Source organism: Solidesulfovibrio sp. C21 (genome assembly GCF_047785625.1).
In the GTDB taxonomy this organism is placed as follows: Bacteria; Desulfobacterota; Desulfovibrionia; order Desulfovibrionales; family Desulfovibrionaceae; genus Solidesulfovibrio.
The window spans coordinates 1-10,345 of the sequence record NZ_JBLODY010000104.1; the positions used below are offsets into that span (position 1 = coordinate 1).

At 63.6% G+C, this 10,345-nt stretch carries 8 protein-coding genes; 2 read left to right on the top strand and 6 right to left on the bottom strand.

Going from position 1 to position 10,345, the window contains the following annotated elements; all coding sequences use genetic code 11:
• Nucleotides 1-123 precede the first annotated feature (123 nt).
• The 5 genes from ACMZ6R_RS18860 to folK all read right to left on the bottom strand — a co-directional run bounded on the left by ACMZ6R_RS18860 (nucleotide 124) and on the right by folK (nucleotide 5,395).
• On the bottom strand, nucleotides 124-942 hold the full coding sequence (locus ACMZ6R_RS18860) for a nitroreductase family protein (protein WP_416114391.1): 819 nt from the start codon (nucleotides 940-942) through the stop codon (nucleotides 124-126).
• Between the two features lies 1 nt (nucleotide 943).
• Complete coding sequence (locus ACMZ6R_RS18865) at nucleotides 944-1,876, bottom strand: hypothetical protein (RefSeq protein ID WP_416114393.1); 933 nt, start codon at nucleotides 1,874-1,876, stop codon at nucleotides 944-946.
• Between the two features lie 112 nt (nucleotides 1,877-1,988).
• A complete protein-coding gene (locus ACMZ6R_RS18870) occupies nucleotides 1,989-4,310 on the bottom strand; it encodes a glycosyltransferase family 39 protein (protein WP_416114395.1) in 2,322 nt (773 codons plus the stop codon).
• A 145-nt stretch (nucleotides 4,311-4,455) separates the two neighbouring features.
• Nucleotides 4,456-4,770, bottom strand: a complete 315-nt coding sequence (locus tag ACMZ6R_RS18875; protein ID WP_416114397.1) for a transcriptional regulator — start codon at nucleotides 4,768-4,770, stop codon at nucleotides 4,456-4,458.
• 31 nt (nucleotides 4,771-4,801) lie between these two features.
• On the bottom strand, nucleotides 4,802-5,395 hold the full coding sequence (folK, locus tag ACMZ6R_RS18880) for a 2-amino-4-hydroxy-6-hydroxymethyldihydropteridine diphosphokinase (protein ID WP_416114399.1): 594 nt from the start codon (nucleotides 5,393-5,395) through the stop codon (nucleotides 4,802-4,804).
• Nucleotides 5,396-5,743: 348 nt separating this feature from the next.
• Here folK and xerD point away from each other — a divergent pair, with 348 nt between their 5' ends.
• On the top strand, nucleotides 5,744-6,667 hold the full coding sequence (xerD, locus tag ACMZ6R_RS18885) for a site-specific tyrosine recombinase XerD (RefSeq protein WP_416114401.1): 924 nt from the start codon (nucleotides 5,744-5,746) through the stop codon (nucleotides 6,665-6,667).
• A gap of 21 nt (nucleotides 6,668-6,688) precedes the next feature.
• Nucleotides 6,689-9,475, top strand: coding sequence for a CBS domain-containing protein (locus ACMZ6R_RS18890; RefSeq protein ID WP_416114403.1), 2,787 nt, complete (start codon nucleotides 6,689-6,691; stop codon nucleotides 9,473-9,475).
• Between the two features lie 99 nt (nucleotides 9,476-9,574).
• Here ACMZ6R_RS18890 and aat read toward each other — a convergent pair whose 3' ends face one another.
• Nucleotides 9,575-10,285, bottom strand: a complete 711-nt coding sequence (gene aat / locus ACMZ6R_RS18895; protein WP_416114405.1) for a leucyl/phenylalanyl-tRNA--protein transferase — start codon at nucleotides 10,283-10,285, stop codon at nucleotides 9,575-9,577.
• Nucleotides 10,286-10,345: the final 60 nt, after the last annotated feature.

Sequence of the window (10,345 nt, forward strand, 5' to 3'; positions counted from 1 at the left end):
GAGTAAATGAGACTGGTCACGGTGATCGAATGATCCCCGTTGAAAGTTTTTGAAGGGGGTCCAGGGGGAAACTTTTTTCAAAAAGTTTCCCCCTGGCCGCCGGAGGCACCCTCCCCCTCATCCTCAAAAAAACGTCACGGGCGGCATGTCGCGGGGGGGAATGGCAAGCGGCCGAATGGCGGGCTTGCCGAGGAGCAGCGCCGCGTAGCCCTTGTGCCCTTCCGGCATGCCGAGGAGCGCGCCGAGGGGAGGATGGGCGTCGAGAGCGAAGATCAGGTAGCCGCACCAGCAGGCCCCGTAGCCTCCGGCCGCGGCGGCGATATCCAGCCAGGCGGCGGCACTGGCCGCGTCCAGGGCCGGTGTGATGCCGGCGTCCGGCGCATGGGCCACCACCACGTGGGGCGCGCCGCGAAAAATCACGTCCCTGCCCTTGGCCATGGCCCGGGCCGCGCCGGCCAGATGCAGATCGGCCGCGCGCGGGGTATCGGCCGCGACCTCGGCCGCGATCCACTCGAGCACGCCGCGGCGCGCCACGTCCATGCGCTCCGGGCCGTCCACCACCACATAGCCCACCTGCCGGGCGTTATGCCCTGTGGGCGCATGGCGCACGGCCTCGATAAGCGCCAAGATTTCCTCGTGGGAAAGCGTCTGGGGCTTGAAGTTGCGGCAGGAGCGGCGGGACATGAGCAGCCGGCGCAGGCTGGCCAGGTCCGGCAGTTCCCGGCCTTTGAGCGGCGAGAACTGCTCCTCGGGCAAAAGCGCATGGTGAAAGGCCCCGGTCGGGCAGGAAATGACGCAGTGACCGCAGCGGATGCAGTGCGCTTCGCGGCCGGCCAGGGCATGGGGCGGTTCCTCCCCTTTCTGCCGGACCAGACTGGCCGGGCAGGCCGCCACGCAAAGGCCGCAGCCCGTACATTTTTCGCCGATGGTGAAAAGGGGCATATTACTTCGTCTCCGCGTTGTCGTTTCGGGAGCCGCCGAAGCGGGATTCCAGGATGGCCAGGGCTTTTTCTTCCTGCTCCACATATAATTCCGGCGCAAAAAGGGCCTTGTGTCCACCGACGGTATGGCGCAACACCGGGGACAGGGAAACATGGCCAAACGTGTGGCCCAGGCGGACCATATCCCCGAACCAGGCCACGCCGATGTCCAGGATGCCGTTGCCGGTCTCGGGATTGCCCACGTCGACATAGGCCCCGAACGGTCGGGCCTGCCCCTGCGGGCAGGTGGCCGGCCGGGCCCTCTCCATATTGATCAGACAGCAATATTCGTTGAGCCGGCATTCCGGCAGCGGCCAGGGATGGCGCATGAGTTCCTCGGTCGGCTCCTGGGTATACAGCCGGCGGTAGACCTCGGCCGGCAGGGCGTCGTAGAGGGCGCGAAGTTGGGCGAAGTCGGGCCGGTATTCCAGGTAGCGGCCGGGTCCGCAATGCCCGAAGCGCTTGGCCGGACACAGCCAGCACTGCCCCACCTCCCCTACGCCGATATTTCCGCCCATATGCCCGAGCAGCAGCCCGACCGCGTCGCCGATAAACTCGCAGTCGTTGTGGATAAGGAGCAGATAGCGCTTATCCGTGTGTTCGAAGGCGTACTGGTAGCGCAGGCTGTGGCGGTAGCCCGTGTCGCCCAGGCGTGACGGATCCACGGCGTAGCGCCAGTTCATGAGCTGCGGGCGAAAATGCACGAGCCGATCGCCGAGCACCTGTCGGATGTCCCCATGGACGAAGGCTTCATTGACCGCGGCGCGTTCCTCGATGAAGTAAACTTTGTCGATCCAGCGGCCCGAATGCTTAAGCAACGACAGAAGGGACAGCACGGTCTGGGCCGGTTTGCCGAAGACGTTTATGGCCACGTCGACGATGCGCGTGTTCATCATGGGCGGCGGGCCTTGGGGGATGGAGGTTGCGGGGATGATCTTCGACCTTTTTTAGCCCATGGTCGGGCAGCCGGCAACCGGACACCGGCATGGGCTCATCCCGGAGCCGGGCTCACGAGCCGGGGAGCAAGCGCAGTTTGCGGATGAAAAGGGCCATCGGCCGCACGTCCGTGGCGGCGAAGGTGGTCTTGCCGTGGTTCCAGTCACTGTAGGCGATGACGATCGTATTGTGTCCCTTGCGTCCGGCGATGGGGATGCGGCGGGACTCGCGGGCGTCGGCCGGCAGGTTGGCGAAGGTTTCGACCACCTTCCCGTTGACGCTAACCGTCACGGTCTGCCCGGGGATGACGTTGGCGAAGTCGCATTCGAGGGCGTACGTCCCGGCCTGTGGCAGATCGAAGGCCAGCCCGCTTTGGGGACCGAGCCCCCAGCGCCAAAGGTTGACGTCGCTGTGTTCGATCTTGCCGAGCCCCCCGGTCTCGCGCACGGCAAACGGCACCGGGGAATCGAAATGTCCGAGCGGCACGATTTCCAGGTCGAAGTCCCGAAAGGCGGTAGTCTCCAGATTGCCGCCGGGATAGCGGGCGGTATAGGGAGCGCAGACCGTTTCCAGGCGCAAGGTCAGGGCCTTGTAGGGCTTTTCGCGCACCAGCGTCACCATGCGGCCGCCCTGCCCGTCCGGGCCAACGGACGTGAAAAGCGGCACGGCCGGCTCGTCGTCGAACCGAGCCGAAAAAGCCATGGTGCTGCCCTTCCCTTCGTTTTTATATTCGATCATCCACTGGATTTGCTGGGGCGCGTCGCCGGCCGCGTTGTCGATCCGGTATTCCAGAACGGCCGGTCGGCTGTTGCGGGTAGGGATGGCCTCTCCGCCCCAGTACGGGTTGATGGTCATATCCAAAAAGGCCGTCACCTGCCGGTAGAAGTCCGGAAAGGCGGCGCGCCGTCGCAGATGAAAGGGCGTGGCGGTGATGACCGGGGCCGGCTCCCGGTGGATGGGCAGATCGTAAATCTTGGCGTTTAAGACCTGCTCGGTCCGGCTGATGGGGCCAACGGCGATGGTGAAAGCCTGTTCGGTTTTGCCCAGGTGTCCCCAATTATGAAACGGCGCGAAAAAACGCAGGGTGAAATCCGGACTGCCCGCGTCGAGCTTCTGGTCGCGGAAGGGATTGTCGGCCACAAACCGGTCCAGGTACCAGGAAACGGCATTAACCGTGCCCGGGTCCGAGGCGGCGAGCACCTCCCCGGGCTGAAGCTTCCAGGCCAGTTCCCGGGCCATGGGTTTGAAGTCCGTGACAAAAACCGGATGATGGTAGCTCGTGGGCCGGTAGTAGGCGTCCGGGTGGGTGAAAAAGACGTTGGCCGCCGCAGTGATGGCGAGCAGCAAGGCAACTGGCGGGCCGAACAGGCCGGGACGCGGTAAAAAGCGCGTTGCCTGGCCGGCGAACAGGGCCGCCACGACCGTCATGTAGAGGAAATGGCGCGGCGAAAAATAGGCGGTCTTGCGCATGAAAAAAAGGATCAGGGCCGGGATGAGCACAACGAGCAGGCAGGCGGCCAGTTCGCGCGGGGCGCGCCGCGCCATGGCCAGTCCGCCGACGGCGACGATGGTGCCCATGACCAGGCGCATGGCCGTGTCGTCATGGCTCCACAGCACATCGGCCGCATAGGCGAGGATGAGCCGCCCGATAGCGGCAAAGGTGCCCTTGTCGGCAAAAATCGACAGCGTGGTCTGGCTGGGCAGGAAAAAGACGAGCAGCACAGGCAGCGCCACGATGGCCGTACCACAACAGAAAACCACAAGCTGCCGCAAGGTGAGGCCCTGCCCGCGCGGCCGCCAGTTGGCCACGAGCACGACGCCCTCGGCAAAGACGACCTCGAACATGAAGTAATGCAGGCCCAACAGGACCGCGTTGATCCCAAGCAGGGCGTAGAGATCGCGGTTTTGCCGCTCCCGAAGCAGCCGCAGGCAGAAATAGAGCGAAAAGACGAACAGCAGCGTCAGGATGGCATACGGCCGTACCTGCCGCACATGCCAGACCTGCATGGCGCTGCCGGCGAGAAACGCCGCGGCAACGAGCCCGACCGCGCGGTCGTAGAGCCTGCTGAAAAGACGCCAGGCGGCATAGACCGCGGCCAGTCCGCACAAGGCCGAGGGCAGGCGCAAGGCGAAATCGGAGATCCCCGCCCACTCCACAGCCTTGATGAAAAGGTGGTACAGCGGCGGGTGCATCTCGCAGTGGCGCGAGAAGTCGAGGATGTAGGAGACCGGGAAACGCGCTGTCAGCGGGACGACGATTTCGTCCCACCACATGGTCGGCGTTTCCAGGTGATACAGGCGCAGGCAGGCGGCGACAATCAGGATGGCGGCCAGGACCAGCCGTTCCGCCCAGTCGCGGGATGCGCCTTTGGTGTTATGAAACGTCTGCTGCATGCTGCAAAAGGCGCAAGGGCCACGACCTCCATCGCAATGGGCCGCGACGCCGAAGGGAAAAAGTCAGAAACGCGTCGCGCCGCGCCCCGTGGGCCCGACACCGTGAAAAAGAGCGGTGCGCGCCGGACAAAGGGCTTGGAGGCTTTTAACCTCGGCCCTCTTCGGCATGCTCGGCTTCCTTGGCATGCTCGACGGACTCGGTACGGGTGGCTTCCAGGCGCTTGACGAAGGCGTCGCGGCATTCGTAGCTGCAAAAGGCGTAGACCTTGTTGCCGTCACGAACGCGAATGTCGGCATCGGCCGGAACATAGGTGCCGCAAACCGGGTCCTTGACCATCTCGCCGGTGGCGGCCATGCGCGTTTTCGTTTCGGCTTCCTGGGTCTTTTTACGGCCCCGATCGCCGAGGAAAAGCTTATAGAGGATAAAGCCGGCCACGATCAGTATGAGCCAACGATACATAACGCTCCTTGCAGGTCCTTTGCGGACCCGGTCAATGTCCCGCTCTTACGGTATTTCCAACGATTTTGAAAGGGATTTTCGCAAGCGCTGTCGCAACGCTTCCGCCCTCCCCGTCCGGGATGATCACCCCCGGGGCGATATCCGCCAGGGGCACGAGGACAAAGGCGCGCTGCCGCAGCCTCGGGTGCGGCACGACAAGGTCGGGCTCGTCAATGGCCGCGTCGCCAAAAAGCAGCAGATCGAGGTCCAGGGTGCGCGGCCCGAAGCGACGTTCCCCACGCACGCGCCCAAGGGCTGTTTCAATGTTCAAAAGCGCGGCGAGGAGTTTTCCGGCTGTCCAGTCGGCGGCAAGCCCAAGCGCCACGACCTGGTTGAGAAAAAACGGCTGGTCGGCATCGCCCCAGGGTTCGGTTTCGTAAATCGGGCTTGCCGCCGCGAGACTTGCCCCGGGGAGCATGGCCAGACGCTCCTGGGCCACTTCCAGGGTAGCCGCCCGATCTCCGAGATTGGAGCCCAGCCCGACATAGGCGGTAGTGACGACATGACGTTCCGTGGTGGAGTCTCCTTTCTCGCGGCAGCGCAGAAGTAAAAAAGTCGTCAAGGCCGTGTCAAGCAGGTCGGTCACGACAGGGGAACCCTCTCGAAGATATGCCGCGCCGGGCCGACAATGCCCTGTATCAGGCCAAGAACAACGGACGCAATCAGGTCTGTTGCGACGGCGATATGTGTAGTTTTTTCTCCCTGGCAATTTCTTTGATATGTCCTCCGCAGCCACTTCTTTGACAGATTCGAAGCATTGGTCAATGGTATCGATCGGCCTTCTCCCCCCGCTCCTGTTGCCCGGTGTAACCACTCGGTTGAGCCAGGCAGCAAAGTCTTCCTGGGGCGAGCCTAGCCGCCGGATCTGCGTTGCGATCGGATCAGACGTTGAATCCCGGGCGAAATCGTGTCACGAAGTCCTGGCGTATCCGTCATGCCCACAGAAAACACTTCCCCCCCTGTCCCATCCCATCCCTGGGTGGACCGCTACCTGGAACACTTGGTCGTGGCCAAGGGGCTGGCCGAGCACTCCATTGCCGCCTATTCCACCGACCTTGCAAGCTTTTTAACTTTTTTAAACGAGCATGACGGCCACCTCGAAACCGTCAATGACGATACGCTGTTTCTCTACCTCATGCATTTGCGTTCGCGGGGACTGGCCAGCCGATCCCTGGCCCGGCATCTTTCGGCCCTGCGCGGCTTTTTCGCCTATGCCGCCGACGAAGCCTGGCTGCCCGAATCCCCGGCGGCCCTGATCGAAAATCCCAAGCTGCCGCGTCTGCTCCCGGACGTGCTCTCCCGCGACGATGTGGCCCGGCTGCTTGACGCCCCGGACACGGCCACGCCGCTCGGCTATCGCGACCGGACCATGCTGGAACTGCTCTATGCCGCCGGGCTTCGCGTATCGGAGCTTACCGGGCTTGCGCTGACGGATTTCGACGCCCAGGCCGGGCTGTTGCGGGTTTTCGGCAAGGGCTCCAAGGAGCGGCTTATCCCTATCCACGCGTTAGCCCAGGAGTTTCTTTCCACCTACGTGCAGACGATCCGGGGCGCGTTCCATCCCAAGGAGCAATTTATCTTTCTGAACCGCTCCGGCCGCGGGCTCTCCCGGCAGGCCGTATGGAAAGGCATAAAACGCCACGCCCAGGCCGCGGGCATCTCCCTGCGCATCTCGCCCCACAGTCTGCGCCACTCCTTCGCCACCCACCTGCTCGATGGCGGGGCCGATCTGCGCACGGTGCAAACCCTGCTCGGCCACGCGGACATCAGCGCCACGGAAATCTATACCCACGTCCAGGCCGAACGCCTGCTGGCCGTGCATCGCGCCCACCATCCCCGATCCCGCTCCCAAAATTAAAGTGAAAGTAGAACTTTACCTATGAGTTTCCCCTCCAAACCGCCGCTCAAAGAGGCACCGGTCATCGTTACCGGCCATGCCAATGCGGATTTCGACTGTCTGGCCGCCATCATCGCCGCCGGCAAGCTCTACCCCGGCGCGACCCTGATCTTTCCCGGCAGCCAGGAAAAAAATCTCAGGCACTTCTTCATCCAAAGCGCCACCTACCTGTTCAATTTCAAGAACTTCAAGGAGATCGAGCCGACCAGCGTCAAGACCCTCGTGCTGGTTGACACCCGCCAGCGCTCGCGCCTGCCCCATATCGAGCCGGTCTTCGCCAACCCGGGGCTTGTCGTTCACTGCTACGACCACCACCCCGACACCGAGGAGGATGTCCCGGCCGCCCTGTCCGTGGTCAAGCCCTGGGGATCGACCACGGCCATCCTCATGGAACGCATCATGGCCGAGGACTTGGCCCTTTCCACCGACGAGGCCACCATCCTCGGCCTTGGCATCTACGAGGACACGGGCTCGTTCACCTTTGCCTCCACCACCGAGCACGATCTGGCCGCCGCCGCCTGGTTGCGTTCGCGCGGCATGGACGTGGGGGTTATCGCCGACCTCATGACGCGCGAACTCTCCTCGGAGCAGATCACCATCATGAGCCAGCTCATCGAGTCGGCCCAGACCCACGACATCAACGGCGTGGAAGTGGTCATCGCCGAGGCCACCTCCGACCAGTACGTCGGCGACTTCGCCCTGCTCGTGCACAAATTTTTGGATATGGAGAACCTGCGCGTGCTGTTTGCCATCGGGCTCATGAACGACCGGGTGCACCTTGTCGCCCGCTCGCGCAGCCCGGACGTGGACGTGGGCAAGATCTGCGCCTCGCTTGGCGGCGGCGGCCACCCCTACGCGGCTTCGGCCTCCATCAAAAACCGCACGCTGACCCAGGTGCGCGAAGAGCTCTTCGGCCTGCTCTACTCGCAAGTCAACCCGCAGATCCTGGTCCGCCAGTTCATGAGCAAGCCGGCCGTATCCATCGAGGAGTGGGCCAACATGCGCCGGGCCGAGGAGATCATGACCCGCTATGGCTTGAAGGCCCTGCCGGTGGTGACCAAAAACGGCAAGAAGTGTGTGGGGGTCATCGAGCACGACATCATGGACAAGGCCATCAACCATGGCCTGGGCGACGTGCCGGTGGCCGAATACATGATCCGTGAGCCGGCCGTGGTCACGCCCGACACCGACCTGTATCCGGTCATGGAGATCATCCTCGGCCAGCGGCAGCGCCTGGCCCCGGTGGTCGAGGGCGGCAAGCTCGTTGGCGTGGTCACGCGCACGGATATCGTCAACACGCTGGTCAAGGAGCCCTCGCGCATTCCGGAGTCGCTGCTGCCCGAGCGCAAGCGCGAACGTAACATTTCGGGGCTGTTGCGCGAGCGGCTGCCCAAGGATATCCTGACGCTCCTCAAGCGTGCCGGCAAGCTCGGCCAGGAACTGGGCTATGCCGTCTATGTGGTGGGCGGGTTCGTGCGCGACGTGCTTTTAAAGCATGCCAACTTCGACGTGGACCTGGTGGTCGAGGGAGACGGCATCGCCTTTGCCGCGGCCATGACCCGGGAGATGGGCGGCCGTTACAAAGCCCACCCCAAATTCAAGACCGCCGTGGTCGTGCTGCCGGACGGCCAGCGGGTGGATGTGGCCACGGCACGGCTTGAATACTACGAATACCCGGCCGCGCTGCCGACGGTCGAGCTGTCCTCCATCAAGATGGACCTCTACCGCCGTGATTTTACCGTCAACGCCCTGGCCGTGCATATCTCCCCGGACCGCTTCGGCGATCTGGTGGATTTCTTCGGGGCCCAGCGCGACATCAAGGACCGGGTGCTGCGCGTCCTGCATTCCCTCAGCTTCGTCGAGGACCCCACCCGCATCGTGCGGGCCATCCGCTTCAGCGAGCGCTTCGGTTTCCGCATCGGCGGCCAGACGGACCGGCTCATTAAAAACGCCGTGCGCCACAATTTCTTCCACCGCCTGTCCGGCGCCCGGGTCTTCCACGAGTTGCAGCTGATTCTGGAGGAGAAAACACCCCTGGCCTGCCTGCGCCGCATGCACGACTACAAGCTTCTTGCCGCCATCCATCCCCTGCTCGCCCTGACCCCGGCCCGGGAAACGGTGCTCATGGAGGTGGAAAACGTCATCAACTGGTACCGCCTGCTCTTCATCGACCCCAAGCCGCAGGCATGGCTGATCTATTTTCTGGCCTTGTGTTCGGGTATGGACCCGGAGCAGTTCGCGTTGGTTGGCAAACGACTCAACTTCTCCAAGCGCACGGCGGGCGACATCGCCCATCTGCGCCTGCAGATCCGCGAAACGGCGCAAGGGCTTTTCAACTGGGAGTACCACAAGGGCACATTGTCCGAACTCTATTTTCTGATGGAGCCGCTGCCGGTCGAGGGGGCGCTTTTTCTCATGGCCCGAAATCCCCGGGAGCCGTTGCAAAAATACGTTTCGCTTTTTCTCACCACCCTTCGCGGAAAAAAACTGGAGATTACCGGCAACGACCTCAAGGCGCTGGGCGTCGAACCGGGGCCCGGCTATGCTTCCATCCTGCGCCGGGTTCGGGGCGCGGTCATCGACGGCCATGCCCCCTGCCGGACCGAACAGCTGGAAATGGCCCGCCGGCTGGCCGCCGGTGAATCCATCGAACCGCTGTTGTCCCGGCTGACGTCCGGGGCGCTTTGTTCCCTGCCCGAACCTCCGGTAAGGCCGGAAGCCGCCCAGGATGCCTTGCCGCAACAGGCCGTCGATTCACACAAAAAGTGAGATGATGAGACATCTTCTTCAAGGACACAATATGAGGAGGGGATGGCGCGGGAATCGTGTTGCAAGGACTCGTGGCGCAGGACACAGTGTCGTCCCCTCTCAGCGTTCGGCAACTTCCGTCAGGGGACAGGCGAGCCGCCAGTCGCTTTCCGGCTCGAACTGCCGGGCCACGTCCAGGCGCTTTTGGAACTCGCTGCGCCGGATGGGCACCGCGCCGAAATGGGCCAGATGCCCGGTTTCCTGCTGGCAGTCGATGAAATGGAAGCCGCACTTGTCCAAGTGCCGGCACAGGGTCACGAAGGCGACCTTGGACGCGTCCGTGACCCGGTGAAACATCGACTCCCCGAAAAATGCCCGGCCAATGGCCACGCCATAGGCACCGCCGACCAGTTCCCCGTCCAGCCAGGCCTCGACGCTGTGGGCATAACCGGCCGCGTGCAGGGCCTCGTAGGCCGCGATCATCTCCGGCACGATCCAGGTGCCGGCGCCGACCGTACGCGACACGCCGGCACAGCCCCGGATAACGCCGCTGAAATCCTCATCCAGGGTCACGGTGAATTTCCCGGACCGGATCGTCCGGGCCAGCCGATGCGAAACGTGAACCAAGCCCGGGAAGAGGATCGGCCTGGGGTCCGGCGACCACCACAGGATGGGCGTGTCCGCGTCGTACCAGGGGAAGATACCCCGCCGGTAGGCCGCGACCAGCCGCGTAACGCACAGATCGCCGCCCACGGCCAAAAGTCCGCCCGGCTCGGCCAACGACGGCCGCGGAAAAAGCATCGGGTCCTCGGTCAGCGAAAAAACCGGCATGCCGTTTCTGTCCTGGGGGTCTGGGGGAGGGAACCCCTTTTTGCAAAAAGGGGTTCCCTC

What these genes read in the sequence shown, in the direction of transcription:
- ACMZ6R_RS18860 (WP_416114391.1), bottom strand. Translation starts at nt 942, where the DNA reads ATGCCCCTTTTCACCATCGGCGAAAAATGTACGGGCTGCGGCCTTTGC.
- ACMZ6R_RS18865 (WP_416114393.1), bottom strand. Translation starts at nt 1,876, where the DNA reads ATGATGAACACGCGCATCGTCGACGTGGCCATAAACGTCTTCGGCAAA.
- ACMZ6R_RS18870 (WP_416114395.1), bottom strand. Translation starts at nt 4,310, where the DNA reads ATGCAGCAGACGTTTCATAACACCAAAGGCGCATCCCGCGACTGGGCG.
- ACMZ6R_RS18875 (WP_416114397.1), bottom strand. Translation starts at nt 4,770, where the DNA reads ATGTATCGTTGGCTCATACTGATCGTGGCCGGCTTTATCCTCTATAAG.
- xerD (WP_416114401.1), top strand. Translation starts at nt 5,744, where the DNA reads ATGCCCACAGAAAACACTTCCCCCCCTGTCCCATCCCATCCCTGGGTG.
- ACMZ6R_RS18890 (WP_416114403.1), top strand. Translation starts at nt 6,689, where the DNA reads ATGAGTTTCCCCTCCAAACCGCCGCTCAAAGAGGCACCGGTCATCGTT.
- aat (WP_416114405.1), bottom strand. Translation starts at nt 10,285, where the DNA reads ATGCCGGTTTTTTCGCTGACCGAGGACCCGATGCTTTTTCCGCGGCCG.